Raw genomic sequence first — 17005 nt, forward strand, 5'->3', positions numbered from 1 at the left:
GATTTTGTACGTCATTTCGATATCACTTTTTTTGCACCGCAAAAAAAAAAGCCCGGCGCACAAGGCGGCCGGGCCCAAGGTCAGCTACTCTTTGATCAACTGCGTGATTGCTTGTCCGTCGGGGTTACCTCAATTTCGGTAGTTCATGCCGACCATGATGCGGCGGCCCGCATACGTGACATCGAGCAGGTTCGGCGTGCCGTCGGCGAAGCCCGCGTACTGGCCCTGGCTGTTCGATGTCGAGCTCAGGCCGAGGTTGCGGCCCTCGGCAAAGATGTCGAGATTTTTGCTGAGTCGGTAGGAAATTTTCGCATCGACATACCGCGTGGCATCCTTGAAATTCGGCGAACCCGGATTGTACGCGAGCGCAGTGGTGCGCCCCCCGGCGGCGTTCGGATAGTTGTTGACCGAGTTGTTGCCGCATGCTGCGATGCAATTGAATTTCACGCCCACCGCCTGCAACGACACCCGCGCCGACAGCTTGCCGTCGTCGTACCACAGCGAGGCGTTGTACGTGTACTTCGACTCGCCGATCGGCGGCAACTCGTCGCCGGTCAGCAGGTCGACGATGCGCTGCGAGGTGTTGGACGAACGCAGCTTGGTGTAGTTCAAATCGATGCCCGTGTAGCGCAGCAGCCAGGGCAGGAAAGTGAACGCGGTCTTGCTGCCGTACTCGACGCCGGTGCGCGTGATGTTCGGGCCGTTCTCGTAGGTGCGGTAATCGAAGCCGATATCGACCGGCTGGCCGGTGTTGGGATCGACCACGCCGGTACCGTTGAAAATATTCAGGTCGGTGCGGCCCACCACCACATTGCCGCCCACCTTGCCCACCTGGCGAAAGCCCGCCAGCGAGAACGAGGTGTCGGCATTCGGATACCATTCCAGTCCCAGGTTCTGGTTCTGGTTGGTTTGCGCACGCAGTTGCGGATTGCCGATGGTGCCGCTGCACGTCTGCGTGCCGTCGTCGCCGGTGGCGGGGTTGGCGTTGCGCTGGTCGTACGTGCAGTCGCCGGACGGGATCAAGGCCGTGACGGGCGGCCGGGCCACCTGCTTGGCGCGGTTGTAGCGCAGCACCACTTCGTTGGGCACCAGCCACAGCGCCAGGTTGAGGATCGGCAGGTAATCGGTGGTGGTCGCCTCCATGCGGGTGGCACGGCGCGTGGTGGCCGTCACGGTGCCGCCTACCGCGTTGGGGGCGGCGGGGTCGAAATTGGCGGTGGTGAGGATCGACGTCAAGCCCATGGTGCCGCTGGCCTGCACCTTGGTGCGCACCACGCGGTAGCCGAAGTTGCCATCGAGTTCGAGGCCGAACGGCAGGCTGCGGTCGGTGAATGGCAGGTGGTCGAAGCTGAAGTCGGTCATCACGTAGCCGGCCGTTGCGCGTTCTTTGTAGCGCGTCACCGGTTGCTGGTAGACCTTGCCGTCATTGGCTGCGCATTGCTTGACGCAGTCGAAATTGACGTTCGGGATGCCCGACAGCGCAAACACTTTTTCCACGTCGATCTGGGTCCACCCATCGATCAGGCCGGCCGGGCGGTCGGGGGCGCCGTTGAAAAACGGCGTGTTCTTTTGCGTCATCGATGCGGCGATGATGTCCTGGAACTGCTGCGGCGTCATGGTCGCCGTGCCCGACAGCGCTGTGGCCGGCGCCACATTGGCCACGTAGCCGAACGCGCACGGGCGGCCATTCGCACCGAGCGAGCCGGGCGTATCGACGCAGCCGACGAAATTGCTGCGCACGTTGGCGGTCGGCACCACCACTGCCGGCGTGTAACCGGCCGGGCGGCTGAACTGGCCGATGGCGCCCGCTGCCTCGTAGCCACCTGCACCCCAGCTGCTGCCCGACGTTTCACGCAGATTGAAGCCGGCCTTGATGCGGCTGAAGAACGGCACGCTGGCGCCCAGCGCGTAGCTGAAGTCGGCCTTGGCCGTGCGCTCTTCGGTCTCGGCCATCTTGGGCGAGAACTGCAATTGCGGCGCCTGCGTGGAGAGCGGCTGCTGGTTGACGGTATACGCGGGTATCGCGACCGGCACGTTGGCGCCGGCCGGCACGGCCACGGTGGCAGCGCCGGCCGGGCGCACGATCGCATAGAGGGCGGGATCTGCCTGGTTGAAAGAGGTGCCGGCCGGCTGTTCGTAGGTCCACAGGCCGTTCGGCAGTACCTTGAGCGTGGTGGGGCCGTAGTCGTAGCTCCAGCTCACGCGCTTGTCGCCGCGCTGCCACGTCGACCGCGCATCGCCGACAAAGAGCTCCGCCACCAGGGCGCCGTTCTTGTAGGTGCCGCCGGTCTGGAAGTAGCGGTCGCTGGTCTTCATGACGTTGTGGATCTGGGCGGTATTCGCGTTGGCGTCGCTGATGGTGAACTGCGTGACATGGTGGTTGGCATCGACCGTGACCGAGCGCGGATCGACGTTGGCGACGGCGCCGCGCGCGGTGGCCACCTGGGCCCGGTAGCTGGCATTGTCGTACAGGTAGTAGCCGGAGCCCGGTACTGCGCTGCGCACGCCGCTGGCGCTGTCGGTCCAGGCCGCACCTTGATAGGTAGGGCTCACGGTGACGTCGGGATTGACATTGAGGCCGCCAAGCGCCAGCGTCATGTTGGTGTCGTCGACCTTGCGGCGCGCATAGCTGCCCTTGGCAAACACGGTCAGCTCGTTGTTGACCTTGAGGTCGAAGCGCAGATCGACGTTGTTGCGCTTGTCCTCCTGGCGGCGCTCGATGAAGCGCACCAGCGACGGCGTGTAATCGTTCCACTGGTTCAGGCAACTGATCAGCTCATTGCTGCGGGCGTTGCTGGCCTGGTTGCGCGCGGTGTTGCCGTTGAAGGCATTGCGCTGGGCATTGGTCAGCGCGGGGAAGGCTGCGTAGCAGTCGGCCTTGGTCTGGGCGGCGGCGGACTTGGTCAGGATCTCGAACGGCGTGGCGGCGTTGAACGTGCCGCCGGCGGTCAGCGGCGAGCGCAGGGTGGGCGTGTTGACTGCGGGATCGTCCTTTGACAGCGTGGACGGCAGGTAAGTGAAGGTCTTGTTGGGCGAGTTGTCGAAGTCGATCAGGCGCGCATAGCCGGCATTGCGCGAGGTGGCGATTTCGGTCGAATGCGATTCGTTGACCATGCGCGAGGTGGAGGCGTTGATCATCACGCCGAGCCGGTTGTCGAGGAACTTGCGGGTGGCGATCAGGTTGGCGTCGGGCGACCAGTCCTTGTTCAGCGACCCTTGCGAACCGGCCACGCGCAGCGACACGAACGGCTCCTTGAAGTCGAGACTGGTGCGGGTCTTGATCACCACGCCGCCGCCGAGCGAGCCTTCGGTCATGTCGGCCGTCGATCCTTTGACCACGTCCACGCTCTTGATCAGGTCGGCCGACAGCGAGCGGAACTCGGTGCCACGGCCGTTGCCGCCGCCATTCATGTCGGTGCCGCCGGCCGACTGCACGCCCTGGCCGTCGATTTCGACACGCGTCAAGTCGGCCGAGTTGCCGCGGATGGCGACGCTGATGCCTTCGCCGAAATCGCCGCGGTCGAGCGCCACGCCGGAAATGCGCGAAATCGCTTCACCGATATTTCGATCGGGAAAAGCACCGACGTCTTCGGCGACGATGGAATCCATCGCGGTAGCGGCATTCTTCTTGCGCTCGATGCCCGACTGCTGCGAGGCGCGGGTGCCGTTGATGACGACCTTCTTGATGTCCTCGGCGGCCGTAGCTGTGGTGGCGTCGCCCGGCGCTTCCTGTGCCATGGCAAGGTTGCCTGCAACCACAGAGGCAAGCGCGATGGAGACGGCGACACTGATTTTTTTCTTGCGACCAACGTGATGATGACTGACTCGATGCATGGCAACTCCCTGAATGGCCTGGCGGCCTGTTTTAACGCCCGGCTATCGCTGCCAGGCTTGAATTTCAAGGAGTTTAATGTTGAAAGTAGCTCAAATGTTTCTAAAATGAAAATATTAGAACGAGGGCGTTTGTTATACGTTTAACGTTGCCATAAAGCAAATATACTTATGCGAAATTCATTCCAGGAGGGGGCTGGTTCCTGGGGCTATTGGACAAATATCCAAAATGTCCTTATGTGAAGTACATTCCAGGGTGAGGCGCGATCCCGGGGCTGGTGGAGCGGCAGGGGGCGGGTGCTGTATAATCATGGCATTCCGCCTAACGGCATGATTTCAATAGAAAAACCTCATTCCAGATGCTATCCACCGCAAATATTACGATGCAGTTCGGCGCCAAGCCGTTGTTTGAAAACATCTCCGTCAAGTTCGGCGATGGCAACCGTTATGGCCTGATCGGCGCCAACGGCTGCGGCAAATCGACGTTCATGAAAATCCTCGGCGGCGATCTCGACCCGTCCGGCGGCAACGTCATGCTCGACACCAACGAACGCCTGGGCAAGCTGCGCCAGGACCAGTTTGCCTTTGAAGACATGCGCGTGCTGGACGTGGTCATGATGGGCCACACCGAGATGTGGGCGGCGATGCAGGAGCGCGACGCCATCTACGCCAACCCGGAAGCCACCGACGACGACTACATGAAAGCCGCCGAACTGGAAGGCAAAGTGTCCGAGTACGACGGCTACACGGCCGAGTCGCGCGCCGGCGAACTGCTGCTGGGCGCCGGCGTGGCGATCGAGCTGCACCACGGTCCGATGAGCAATGTGTCGCCAGGCTGGAAATTGCGCGTGCTGCTGGCGCAGGCGCTGTTCTCGAACCCGGACATCCTGTTGCTCGACGAACCGACCAATAACCTGGACATCAACACGATTCGCTGGCTGGAAGACGTGCTCAACGAGCGCAACTCCACCATGATCATCATTTCCCACGATCGCCACTTCCTCAACCAGGTGTGCACCCACGTGGCCGACATGGATTACGGCACCCTGAAAATCTATCCGGGCAACTACGACGAGTACATGTTCGCGTCCACCCAGGCCCGCAACCAGCAACTGGCCAACAACGCCAAAGCCAAAGAGAAGGTCGCCGAGCTGCAAGACTTCGTGCGCCGCTTTGCCGCCAACAAGTCGAAAGCCCGCCAGGCCACGTCGCGCGCCAAGCAGATCGACAAGATCAAGGTCGATGACATCAAGCCGTCGTCGCGCGCCTATCCGTTCGTGCGTTTCGACGGCGAGAAAAAGCTGCACCGCCTGGCCGTGGAAGTGGACAGCATTTCCAAGACCTACGATCGCAACCTGTTCAACAACTTCAGCATCATGGTGGAAGCGGGCGAACGGATTGCCATCATCGGCGCCAACGGCGCGGGTAAAACCACCATGCTGCGTTGCATCGGCGGTGATGATATCGCCGGCTTGCACGCCGATCACGGCACGGTCAAATGGGCGGAAAACGCCAACGTCGGCTATATGCCGCAAGATCCGACCGAAGAATTCGCCAGCGGCGCCACGCTGACCGACTGGATGGGCAACTGGACCCAGGAGGGCGACGACGACCAGGCCGTGCGTTCGATCCTCGGCCGCCTGCTGTTCGGCGGCGACGAAGTGAAAAAATCGGTGAAGGTGCTGTCCGGTGGTGAAAAGGGCCGCATGATGTACGGCAAGCTGATGCTGGGCCGCCACAACGTGCTGCTGCTCGATGAGCCCACCAACCACATGGACATGGAATCGATCGAGTCGCTCAACATTGCGCTCGACAAGTACGCCGGCACCCTGATTTTCGTGTCGCACGACCGCGAATTCGTCTCGTCGCTGGCCAACCGCATCATCGAAATCAAGGAAAACGAAGTTGTCGACTTCCGTGGCAACTACGAGGAATATCTGACCAGCCAGGGCATTGCCTAAGCGCCCGAATCGTCTTCACTCCATCATGCAAACTGTAGAAATCAAACCCGTCGAGTACGAGCATCCACAAGACGGCGCCAGCTGCGTCGCCCATGCATGGGCACGCACGCCAGCCACGCCCACCGCCGACCAGCGCACGCAGCTCAAGGAGCGCATCAAGCAACTGCTGGTCGAGCGCGAAGCCGTGCTGGTGGCGCACTACTACGTCGATGCCGATTTGCAGGACCTGGCCGAGGAAACCGGCGGCTGCGTGTCCGATTCGCTGGAGATGGCGCGCTTCGGCCGCGACCACGCAGCGAAAACGCTGATCGTCGCCGGCGTGCGCTTCATGGGCGAAACCGCCAAGATCCTCAGTCCCGAAAAACGCATCCTGATGCCGGACCTGGACGCCACCTGTTCGCTCGACCTCGGTTGCCCGGTCGATGAATTCACGGCGTTCTGCGACCAGCATCCGGACCGCACGGTAGTGGTGTATGCCAACACCAGCGCGGCCGTCAAGGCGCGCGCGGACTGGATGGTGACGTCGTCGATCGGCCTCGATATCGTCAAGCACCTGCATGCGCAGGGCAAGAAGATCCTGTGGGCGCCGGATAAACACCTGGGCGGCTACATCCAGAAAGAAACCGGCGCCGACATGTTGCTGTGGCAGGGTTCGTGCCTGGTGCACGACGAGTTCAAGGGCGTCGAACTGGACCTGCTCAAGGAACAGTATCCGCACGCGAAAGTGCTGGTGCACCCGGAGTCGCCCGCCAACGTGGTGGCGCTGGCCGACGTGGTGGGTTCCACCACCCAGATCATCAATGCCGCCGTGGAGATGGATGCCGATACCTTCATCGTTGCCACCGACAACGGCATCCTGCACAAGATGCAGGCGGCCGCGCCCGGTAAACGGTTTATCGTCGCGCCGACGGCCGGCAACAGCGCCACGTGCAAAAGCTGCGCGCATTGCCCGTGGATGGCGATGAACGGCCTGCAAAACCTGGCCGACCTGCTGGAAAACATGGACAGCCGAGGCACGATCGCCGCGCACGAAGTGTTTGTCGATCCGGCCATCGGCAAGCAGGCCGTTACGTCCATCAACCGCATGCTGGACTTCGCGGCAGCCAAAAAAGCCAAGGTGCAACCGGGCCCCGACCTGGGCCAGGAAGCGCCACTGTTTTCAGGAATCGGACCGGCATGATGAGTACCCTTAAAAATACCTTTGCGCCGTTCGACGACGCTTTGCGCACCGCTTTTGAAGCCAACCTGCTGGCAGCCCTGCTGGAAGACGTGGGTACGGGCGACCTGACCGGCTTGCTGGTGCCGGACGGCGGCCGGGTTACTGCCCGCGTGATCGTGCGTGAAGACGCGGTGCTGTGCGGCGCCCCGTGGTTCGAAGGCGTGATGAACTGCCTGCAGGCCGGTATCGAGATCGATTGGCAATACGCCGAAGGCGACCTGATGACTGCCGACAGCGTGGTGTGCACCCTGACCGGGCCGGCGCGCGCGCTGCTGACCGCCGAGCGTTCGGCACTCAATTTCCTGCAGTTGTTGTCCGCGGTGGCCACGGCCACCCGCAATTACGTGGACGTCATCGCCGGCACCCGCGCCGCAATTCTCGATACGCGCAAGACCTTGCCCGGCCTGCGCCTGGCGCAAAAATACGCGGTGCGTGTCGGGGGCGGCAAGAACCAGCGCCTGGCGCTGTACGACGGCATTTTGATCAAGGAAAACCATATCGCGGCCGCTGGTGGCGTGACCAATGCCGTGTTGGCAGCCAAAAAGCTCGACGCCGGCGTGACCATCCAGGTCGAAGTGGAAAACCTGGCGGAACTGCACGAAGCGCTGGACGCCGGCGCCGTTTCTGTCCTGCTTGACAACTTCAGCACCGACATGATGCGCGAAGCGGTGGTGATCAATGCCGGACGGGCGTTGCTGGAAGCCTCGGGCGGAATCAACTTCGATACCGTGCGGGCGATTGCCGAAACCGGCGTGGACCGGATTTCAATCGGCAGCCTGACCAAGGATATTCGGGCCACCGATTATTCGCTAAGGATTGTGGGCTAATGCACCGCTATTACACAGATGGTTTGGTCAGCCATTGAGTGCGGCCAAAATCATGTCAAGATATTCCTGGGCCGCTCTCAGATCGGCCTGGGCCTGCAGCCAGGCATCATAGGCCAAGTTGCGCCCGTCATTGATTCCGGCCATAGTGGCATCGTATTCGTTGTAATAGCCATCGATGCATTCGACATAATTGCTGCCGTTTCCGTGACAAAGTGAAAAACCATGGTTTAACGCTATGATCGCGGCGAATTCTGCGGTTTCGTGTCCGTGGTTGTACTCCCATTCCGCATTGCGCACATTGCCATCAGCGATAATTACCGCCATCGCGGCATCCTGGGCATCCGCCTGGGTATAGGCGTTTGCGGCGGGCGCTGCTAGTACAGTCATTATTCCGAAGAAAAGAACAGCGATCGAGCGGTTGAAGAGGGATATGTGTGACATGAGATCTCCTATTTTATTAATGATCACGCCGAAAATTAGAAGTTGGCAGGTAACGATTAGATAGTTACTTTCGCGCAACTTCCATCGTGAATATATCATTTAGGAGTTTTTATTTTAATCAAGTTAATGATTAATTAATTTTTATGTATGTAGTCCGCCCTGAATAATCCCAAAATCAATGCAGACAAAGACTGGGCCGTGGACGATCGCCGCCAATGATGTCGTGAAACAAGCTCGCCAGCGCGATGCATACCTTCGATATGAAGTGCAGCGACGTCAGCGAAGCGGCGATGAAAGCGAAAAAAAGCCGCAGCTTTCGCAGGATCATCCGCAGGTAGTGGCCGCAGCCGCACAGCAGCACATTGAACGCGTCGCCATCGGCGCCCTGGAGCCAATTACGTCGCAGCCTGACCAAGCCTTCCTTGTGCGTGGTGGCGATCGACACCTTCACGCCGAATTCGTAAAGCTGCCGCGTCTTGCCCTTGGGTGGCGTGACCAACGCCGTGCTGGCAGCCAGAAAGCTCGACGCCGGCGTGACCATCCAGGTCTGCTCGACAACTTCAGCACCGACCTGATGCGCGAGGCGTTCGTGATCAATGCCGGACGGGCGTTGCTGGAAGCCTCGGGCGGAATCAACTTCGATACCGTGCGGGCGATTGCCGAAACCGGCGTGGACCGGATTTCGATCGGCAGCCTGACCAAGGATATTCGGGCCACCGATTATTCGTTGCGCATCGTCGGCTAGGCAGGTACGGCAGGGCGCTTCACCGCATCGCCGGCTGTCGCCCCCGACCAGTGCGCCCGGTGCCGGGCGCTCCACGGCGTAGCCGGCAGCGCCTGCATCGACGCCGTGTAAAAACAGCATACCCCGTGGCCTGCCAGGCCTGCATGTAACAGCGCGATGCCGGCATGGCCCAGCAATTCTGCTGCCGTGTCGGCATCGGTCGGGCTGGTGGCGATGCCAATGCAGGCGGTCAGCATGATATCGCCGGCAGCGAGGTCGAACGGCTTCTCGAGCGCGCGGCGGATGTGCGCTGCCGTGCGCGTGACCTGGTGCAGGTCTTCGGGACCGGCCAGCAGCAGTGCCAGCGTATCGCGGTCAAGCCGGCCGAGCGCGGCGCCGCGTGGCGCCATATTCTCGAGGCGCCGGGCAAACTGCTCCAGCACCGCCTCCACACCAATTCGGCCGAATGCCTCGCCCAGGTCGTCCAGCCCATCGACGTCGATCAGCAGCAGCGCGCTGGCGCGCGGCCACACCCGCGCCAGCTCGCGTTCCAGCTTGCAGGCAAACAGGTTGCGCGACAGTAGGCCGGTCGCGGCGTCGACACCGCACTGGGGCAGGCCGCGCGCGATGCAGTTCTGCGGAAACGGGCTGAGGAAGATGGTCATGATTCTCTCCAGTAGGGACAAGCGGCGCCGATGGCGGCCAGCAGCAGCTGGTCGAAGAGCGGCTTTTGTAAATAAGCAACGGGTTGCCATTGCAATGCCAGGCTGTGCTCGCCAGCGGTATGGTGGCCTGTCATCAGTATCACCGCGACCGCCGGCGCGCAGTGGAACAATTGCGCCAGCAGGTCGAGTCCCGATCCGCCCGGCATGTGGACATCGATCACCGCGCAGCAGGGCGCGCCAGCTTCCAATGCAGCGAGGAAGCTGGCGCCCGAGTCGAACGCCAGTGCCGGGATGCCGGCCGAGCGCAGCAGCCGCAGCAGCGCGCGACGTATGCTGGCTTCGTCGTCGACTACCGCTACCCAGGGAAGTGTGGTGTCCATACCTGGACGATACCGCTGCCACTGCCGGCGCGGTATTGGACCTTGGGCCAATGCCGCCGCCCCGGTCGCGGGCTTCAGGTGGTGCCGTCGCTGCGGGCGCGGTCGACCAGGCGCACCAGCGCCGTTACCGACTTGACCGCCATCTTGGCCATGACCCGCGCGCGATGCACCTTGACCGTCTTTTCCACGGTGCCCAGGGCTGCGGCAATCTGCTTGTTGAGCAATCCTTCGATGACCAGGTTCATCACCTCGGCTTCGCGCGGCGTCAGCGTGTGCAACCTTGCGCGGATGGCGGCCAGTTCGCCGTCGGCCTGGCGCCGTTCGCGGTTGCGCTGCAACGCCAGTTCGATGGCGGCGATCAGGCGTACGTCGTTCACCGGCTTGGTCAGAAAATCGGCGGCGCCGTGTTTCATGGCGCGGATCCCGCTCTCGAGGTCACCGTGGCCGGTGAGGAAGATCACCGGCAGCCGGCTGGCGCGCGCCGCCAGCGCGTCCTGCAATGCCGGTCCGTCCATGTCCGGCATCGACAGGTCCAGCACCAGGCAGCCTTCATCGTCGGCGTGGCCGGCTTCGAGGAAGGCCGCGGCAGTGGCGTAGGCGCCCACGCGGTAGCCGGCAGCGGCCAGCAGGCGCCCCAGTGCCTTGAGCACGGCCGGCTGGTCGTCCACCAGGAACACCTGGGCGCCGTTCATGGTGCTGCCTCGTGCGCCAGCGGCAGGCGCAAATGCACGCTGGCGCCGCCATCCGGATTGTTTTCGGCCCACAAGCGGCCCTGGTGGGCGGCGACGATGTTACGGCAGATCGACAAGCCCAGTCCCATGCCGCGCGCCTTGGTGGTGTAGAACGGCTCGAAGATGCGGGCCAGGTCGGCGTCGGCGATGCCGCTGCCGCTGTCGATCACGCTCAGTCGCACGGCATCAGGCCCCTCGGTCGCGGTGCGCACGGTAATGACCGCGTGTGCAGGCAAGGCACCGGCCATGGCATCGCAGGCGTTCATCAGGAGGTTGATCAGGACCTGCTGCAGTTGCACTGCGTCAGCTTCGGTGGTGGCCGCAGTCGCCGCAAAATCGGTATGCACGACCATGCCATGGTTGATCAGGTCGTTGCGCAGCAGGTGGATCACGTCCTTCGCCAGCCGGTGCAGGTTCACGGGTGCGCGCGGCGTCTCGCTCTTGTCGAACAACCGGCGCAGGCGCTCGATCACCGCGCCCGCGCGCTGGTCTTCGGCGATGATGTCGTCGAGGATCTCGTCAACTTCGGCCAGGTTCGGCGGTTGTTGCGCCATGAAGCGGCGCGCCGCCTGCGCGTTGCTGAGAATGGCCGTGAGCGGCTGATTCAACTCGTGCGCCAGTGCTCCCGACAGTTCACCGAGCACGGCTAGCCGCGACAGATGGGTGACCTCCTTCTGCTTCTGCCGCGCATCGAGTTCGGCCAGCTTGCGTGCGGTGATGTCGAGCGATACGCCGCGCACCAGTGCCGGGTGGCCGCTGTAGTCGAACTCCACGCTGCCTTGTGAACCGATCCAGCGCAGCCCGCCGTCGGGCAGCACGATACGGTACTCGATATCGTAACGCGGTGCGCCAAGCCTGGCGCTGTCGAACGTCTGCGCGACGTGGGGGCGGTCGTCGGCGTGCACCCGGTCCAGCAGGTCGGCCAGGTCCACCTGCTGTTCCTTGCCAAAGCCGAACAGGGCGCGCCATTGGTCCGAAACCCAGATGGTGTGCTGGTGCAGGTCGCGGACCCAGATGCCCAGGTGCGCGGCATTGGCAGCGAGCGTCAGGCGCTGCGCGCTTTCCTGCGACGCGGCGCGCGCATCGCGGACGCTGGCGCCGGCATTGCGCAGCGCTTGGCCCAGTTCATGCGCTTCGCGAAAATGCAATGCTGGAATCACCGGCACGCTACCTTCGCCGATGGCCAGCGCTGGCGGGATCAGCGCTTGTACCGAGCGCGTGATGCGTCCGCCCATCAGCCAGGCCAATCCCAGTCCGGCTGCCAGTGCGGCGAGCGTGGCGCCGATCAGCCAGGTCATGGTGCTGTGCAGCCCGGCGTTAAGTTCGCGCAGCGGTATGCCGAGGTAAGCGGACCATCCGCTCTGTGGCGAGCGGCTGAAGACGACGAACACATCAATGCCGTCGAGGGTGCGGGTTTCGAAACCGCCTTCCTGGGCGGCGGTAGCAGGCCGTAACTGGTCGTCGCTGAGGCGCTGGCCCGCATATCTGTCGATTTCGTGCGAGCGGGCCACCACCCGGCCGGCGGTGTCGATCACGCTGGCGCGCCAGGTGGGGGGCAGGCGCTGCTCCGCAATCACGTGGGCCAGCTGGGCGGGGGTGGCGGTGGCATTGAGCGTCATGACGATGCGGCCATCGCGGCGAATGGGCACGCCTACCGTGTAGATGAGGGTTTTATTGATGGGCCCGGTGAACAGGTCGGAAACGCCGGGCTGGCCGTCGGCCAGGATGCGCCGCAGGAGCGGCGTGCTGGCCAGCACCGGCAGTCGTGCGCCGTAGGGTCGCCGGGTGGACATCAGCATGCGGCCATCGGTATCGAGTACCAGGATGCTGTCGGCATGCAGATTGGCCAGCGCCTCGACGGCACGTGCATGAAAGCCGCGCAAGTCGCCGGACGACAGCATTCTGGAGGTGCCGAGGGCGCTGAGCGCCACCCTGGTATTGCTGAAATCATGGTCGACCGCATTGATCATGGCGTGGGCGCGCGCCACCGTGTTGCTGATCAGTTGGGCTCGTTCCTTGTGGTAAATACCGACGATGATGACAGCAGCCACGGCAGCCACCGGCAGGATACTGGCGATGACCAGCGCGGCCAGGCTGGCGCGCACGCCGTGCGATTGCTGCCAGGTCCGATCGGTTGCATTGCCCATGAAATGAGGCCTGGCCGATGAAGGCAGGCGAGTCTGACGACAACTGATTCTAGCATTGCCATCTCGACACAAATCGTGTCCGTGGAACTGGCGCCACAGTTATTTCACTGCAATCGCCTTGTGCATCCGGACCAGCGGTACCCGTACCGGACCAGGAAGGTCCAGCTCGAGACGCTGGATTTCGTTGAAACCACACGCCAGGTACAGCGGCACGCCCGGCAGGGTGGCGGCCAGTTCCAGCGTGGTGAAGCCGCCGGCGGCCGCAGCGGTGGTGCACCAGGCCAGCAGCAGTTTGCCGTAGCCGCGCCGGGCAGCCGACGGCTCCACAAAAAAGGCACGGATGCGCGCCGGTTCGGTGGCCGGGTCGAGCAGGGGATCGGCTTCCTGCTTCATACGGTCGGCGCCGAACAGCGTGGCGCGGCGGCTCCAGCCGCCACATGCCACCATCTCTCCACCGTCTTCGACCACGAAGTAAGTCTGGTCGATCACCAGCTGGGTATCGACCCCGAACACATGGTCGGTGACCGCGCGCGCCTGCTCCGGCGTATAGAAGCCCTCGCTCAACGCGATACCCGAGCGGCGGATCAGCGCCTCCATGGCAGGAATGTCGGCGTGGATGGCGGTGCGGACGGTCGCCATGGGCTTAGTTGCGGCGCGGTGGCGTCAGGATGCTCGGCAGCGCCTTGGGCAGGGTTTCGGGATAATCGCGGGAGAAGTGCAGGCCACGGCTTTCGCGCCGCTGCAGCGCGCTGTTGACGATCAGGCTCGCCACATCGACCAGGTTACGCAGTTCCAGCAGGTCGTGGGTGATGCGGAAGTTGCGGTAATACTCGTCGATTTCTTCCTTGAGCAGCGCAATGCGGTGCTGTGCGCGCTCAAGACGCTTGGTGGTGCGCACGATGCCCACGTAGTTCCACATGAAGCGGCGCAGTTCGTCCCAGTTGTGGGCGATCACCACTTCTTCGTCGGCGTCGGTCACGCGGCTCTCGTCCCAGTCGGGCAGGTACGGGATTTCGCCTTTTTCCTTCGCAGCGATATCGCGCGCGCAAGCACTGCCCACCACCACGCATTCGAGCAGCGAGTTGCTGGCCAGCCGGTTGGCGCCGTGCAGCCCGGTGCAGGCCGTCTCGCCGACCGCGTACAGGCCCGGTAAATCGGTGCGGCCTTGCAGGTCGGTGACCACGCCGCCGCACGTGTAGTGCGCGGCCGGCACGATCGGGATCGGTTCTTTCGTAATGTCGATGCCCAGCTCCAGGCACCGCGCGTAAATGGTGGGGAAGTGTTCGATCAGCCAGTCGGCCGGCTTGTGGCTGATGTCGAGGTGGACGTAATCGAGGCCGCGCTTCTTGATCTCGAAGTCGATGGCGCGGGCCACCACGTCGCGCGGGGCCAGCTCGGCGCGGTCGTCGTGGGCCAGCATGAAGCGGGTGCCGGCGGCGGCGCCGGCTTCGGGCGGCAGCTTGAGCAAACCGCCTTCGCCACGGATCGCTTCCGTGATCAGGAACGACTTCGCATACGGGTGGTACAGGCAGGTCGGATGGAACTGGATGAACTCCATGTTCGAGATGCGGCAACCGGCCCTCCACGCCATGGCGATGCCGTCGCCGCTGGCGGTGTCCGGGTTGGTGGTGTACAGGTACACCTTGCCGGCGCCGCCGGTGGCCAGCACCGTGTGTTCGGCCGCAAAGGTATGGACCACGCCGCTGCGTTCATCCTGTACGTACAGGCCGTGGCACTTCGGTTGCGAGTGGCGCCTGGCGTCCGGATTGACCTTGTCGGACGTGATCAGGTCGATCGCGCAGTGGTGCTCGAACAGCGAGATATTCGGGTGGGCGCGCACCTTTTCTTCGAGCGTGACCTGCACCGCGTGACCGGTGGCGTCGGCCGCGTGGATGATGCGGCGCTGGCTGTGGCCACCCTCGCGGGTGAGGTGGAAGCCCAGTTCAGCATTGGCGTCGCGGGTAAAGGGAACGCCTTGGGCGATCAGCCATTCGATCGCTTCGCGGCCATGTTCGACGATGAAACGCGTGGCGCTTTCGTCGCACAGACCACCGCCGGCAACGAGCGTGTCGTCGATGTGCTGGTGGTGGCTGTCGCCGGAATCGAGCACCGCGGCGATGCCGCCCTGGGCCCAGTTGCTGGCGCCATCTCGCAAGGCACGTTTGGAAATAATGGCGACAGTACGGGTTTCGGCGAGGTGCAGGGCGACCGAGAGGCCGGCCAGTCCGCTGCCAACGATTGCAACATCAAATTTCATGATTCACATGGCGGGATGCAGTAGGAAGCATACTATAGTCGATTTGTCATACTTTGGTCATATACCCCTGCTATTTACACAGGTTTTGCGCCGCTTCGATCACCGCGATGATTGCCGATTGCGGCGATTGTGGCGGCGCAAAGGCAGGCGGACTCGATCTTGCAATCATGGAAGCTTCCGCGTTTTTACCCACCGGGGAGCCGATCGTGATCCGTATTTTTCATCACTATGTATCGAGAATGGCGTTCCTGCTGCTCCTGATGGAAGTGCTGCTGCTGGTCACGGCGGCCCTGGCCAGTGCACCGTTGCTGCTGCCGGGCCAGGCATTGACGCCCGATACCCTGTATCTGCCGTCCGCCGCATTCGCGCTGGTGCTGGTGTTTTCGATGGGGGCGCTGGGCATGTACCAGCAGAACACCCTGCGCCGGATATTGCCTTCGTTCCTGCTCGGCTTTTGCCTGTTCAGCCTCCTGGCCATGCTGCTGCCGGCGCCGCAGTTCGGGCGCCTGGGCAGCATGGTGTTCGTGCTCGGCGGCGCGGCCGTGCTGCTGGCGCGGCTGGTGGTGTTCACGTCGGCCGGTTCGCGCATGCTGGAAAAGCGCCTGATGATCGTCGGCCACGGCGCGGCCGCGCACGAATGCCTGGAGCTTGCGGGTGGCGGCGGCTTTCACCGCTTCCGGGTGGTCGGCTGCGTGCCGGTCGAGGGAGAACAGCCGCGCGTGCCGCCCGCGATGGTGCTGCCGCCGGACCTGTCGTTGCTGGCGCTGGCGCGGCGCTACGCGGCCGATGAAATCATCGTCTCGGTGTCGGATCGCCGCAACGGCGGCTTCCCGGTGCGCCAACTGCTCGAATGCGCGGTGGGCGGCGTGCGCGTCACCGACGCCGCCACTTTTTTCGAGCGCGAGGCATGCCAGATCCGGCTCGATTCGCTGCAACCGAGCTACCTGATTTTCGGCGGTGGCTTTGACCAGAGCCTGTTCCGGGCTGCCGTCAAACGCGCGTTCGACCTGGCTGCCAGCGCCTTTATCGGGCTGGCGACGATGCCGGTAATGCTGCTGGCCGCGCTGGCCATACGCCTGGAAGATGGGGGACCGGTGTTCTACCAGCAGGAGCGGGTGGGACGCGACAACCGCCTGTTCCGGGTGCTGAAGTTTCGCAGCATGCGCATCGACGCGGAGCGCGACGGCACGCCCACCTGGGCTACCGAGGACGATCCGCGCGTGACCCGCGTGGGCCGCTGGCTGCGCAAGCTGCGCATCGACGAACTGCCGCAGATGCTCAACGTGTTCAAGGGCGAGATGAGTTTTGTCGGACCCCGTCCGGAACGCAGCTATTTTGTCGAACAACTGGCGCGCGACATCGCCTACTACAATATGCGGCACGGGATCAAGCCGGGCATCACCGGCCTGGCGCAAGTGCGCTACAGCTACGGCGCCTCGTTTGACGACGCCGTGTGCAACCTGCTGGCCGCGCTGGGCGAGCAACCGGCCGCCGGCAACCAGGTGTACAACGTAGCGCTGGGCCATCGCACCAGCCTCAACGAGCTGTACTTGCTGTTGCAGGAATTGCTGGTGGACCGCTACGGCCACCTGCGCGACTTTCAGCCGGCCTACGCCGATTTTCGCGCCGGCGACGTGCGCCACTCGCAGGCCGACATTACCAAGGCCGCTGACCTGCTCGGCTATGCACCCACCCACGACCTGCGGCGTGGCCTGCGCCAGGCATTACGCTGGTATATCGAACAACTGGACCACGGCCGGCGCGCATAAAAAAGCCGCGCGGCCCCGGGGGGCAGCACGGCGGTTGGTGAGACGAGGCGTCT

General features: G+C 63.3%; 12 protein-coding genes and 2 pseudogenes. 5 read left to right on the forward strand and 9 right to left on the reverse strand.

From position 1 onward, the window contains the following. Positions 1-129: 129 nt before the first annotated feature. The gene (locus SR858_RS12385; RefSeq protein ID WP_019921103.1) at positions 130-3738 is read right to left on the reverse strand and encodes a TonB-dependent receptor; all 3609 of its coding nucleotides are present in this window, start codon (positions 3736-3738) and stop codon (positions 130-132) included. A gap of 452 nt (positions 3739-4190) precedes the next feature. Here SR858_RS12385 and SR858_RS12390 point away from each other — a divergent pair, with 452 nt between their 5' ends. The 3 genes from SR858_RS12390 to nadC are packed head-to-tail and all read left to right on the forward strand — an operon-like array spanning position 4191 to position 7838. Further along, a complete protein-coding gene (locus tag SR858_RS12390) occupies positions 4191-5792 on the forward strand; it encodes an ABC-F family ATPase (RefSeq protein WP_026637155.1) in 1602 nt (533 codons plus the stop codon). A 25-nt stretch (positions 5793-5817) separates the two neighbouring features. Continuing rightward, positions 5818-6972, forward strand: coding sequence for a quinolinate synthase NadA (gene nadA / locus SR858_RS12395; RefSeq protein WP_019921105.1), 1155 nt, complete (start codon positions 5818-5820; stop codon positions 6970-6972). After that, entirely contained in the window at positions 6972-7838 is an 867-nt protein-coding gene (gene nadC, locus SR858_RS12400) for a carboxylating nicotinate-nucleotide diphosphorylase (protein ID WP_019921106.1), read from the forward strand. The genes nadA and nadC overlap by 1 nt, the downstream gene beginning before the upstream one ends. 27 nt (positions 7839-7865) lie before the next feature. Here nadC and SR858_RS12405 read toward each other — a convergent pair whose 3' ends face one another. Continuing rightward, on the reverse strand, positions 7866-8279 hold the full coding sequence (locus SR858_RS12405) for a hypothetical protein (protein ID WP_019921107.1): 414 nt from the start codon (positions 8277-8279) through the stop codon (positions 7866-7868). A gap of 175 nt (positions 8280-8454) precedes the next feature. After that, positions 8455-8763: pseudogene (locus tag SR858_RS12410) on the reverse strand (hypothetical protein); the annotation flags it as partial. Between the two features lies 1 nt (position 8764). On the opposite strand from SR858_RS12410, the pseudogene SR858_RS12415 reads away from it, so the two are divergent. Next, positions 8765-9024 (forward strand): annotated as a pseudogene (locus tag SR858_RS12415) (nicotinate-nucleotide diphosphorylase (carboxylating)); the annotation flags it as partial. Here the strand turns inward: SR858_RS12415 and SR858_RS12420 are convergent. From SR858_RS12420 to nadB, 6 genes are all read right to left on the reverse strand, one after another. Continuing rightward, positions 9021-9668 carry a GGDEF domain-containing protein gene (locus SR858_RS12420; RefSeq protein ID WP_019921110.1) on the reverse strand — a complete coding sequence of 216 codons (648 nt, stop codon included), beginning with the start codon at positions 9666-9668 and terminating at the stop codon, positions 9021-9023. The pseudogene SR858_RS12415 and the gene SR858_RS12420 overlap by 4 nt on opposite strands. Continuing rightward, positions 9665-10048: a response regulator transcription factor gene (locus tag SR858_RS12425; protein ID WP_019921111.1), complete on the reverse strand. Its 384-nt coding sequence runs from the start codon at positions 10046-10048 to the stop codon at positions 9665-9667. The genes SR858_RS12420 and SR858_RS12425 overlap by 4 nt, the downstream gene beginning before the upstream one ends. Positions 10049-10122: 74 nt before the next feature. Further along, on the reverse strand, positions 10123-10740 hold the full coding sequence (locus SR858_RS12430; RefSeq protein ID WP_019921112.1) for a response regulator transcription factor: 618 nt from the start codon (positions 10738-10740) through the stop codon (positions 10123-10125). Further along, positions 10737-12926, reverse strand: coding sequence for a sensor histidine kinase (locus tag SR858_RS12435; RefSeq protein WP_019921113.1), 2190 nt, complete (start codon positions 12924-12926; stop codon positions 10737-10739). Before SR858_RS12435 ends, SR858_RS12430 begins: the two co-directional genes overlap by 4 nt. A 99-nt stretch (positions 12927-13025) precedes the next feature. Further along, positions 13026-13565 carry a GNAT family N-acetyltransferase gene (locus SR858_RS12440; protein WP_019921114.1) on the reverse strand — a complete coding sequence of 180 codons (540 nt, stop codon included), beginning with the start codon at positions 13563-13565 and terminating at the stop codon, positions 13026-13028. 4 nt (positions 13566-13569) lie between these two features. Continuing rightward, positions 13570-15183, reverse strand: coding sequence for an L-aspartate oxidase (gene nadB, locus SR858_RS12445; RefSeq protein ID WP_019921115.1), 1614 nt, complete (start codon positions 15181-15183; stop codon positions 13570-13572). Positions 15184-15350: 167 nt separating this feature from the next. On the opposite strand from nadB, the gene SR858_RS12450 reads away from it, so the two are divergent. Next, positions 15351-16952 (forward strand): TIGR03013 family XrtA/PEP-CTERM system glycosyltransferase, encoded by a 1602-nt coding sequence (locus SR858_RS12450; protein WP_322534580.1) that lies wholly within the window; start codon positions 15351-15353, stop codon positions 16950-16952. Positions 16953-17005: the final 53 nt, after the last annotated feature.

The organism is Duganella zoogloeoides (assembly GCF_034479515.1).
Lineage (GTDB): Bacteria > Pseudomonadota > Gammaproteobacteria > Burkholderiales > Burkholderiaceae_D > Rugamonas > Rugamonas zoogloeoides.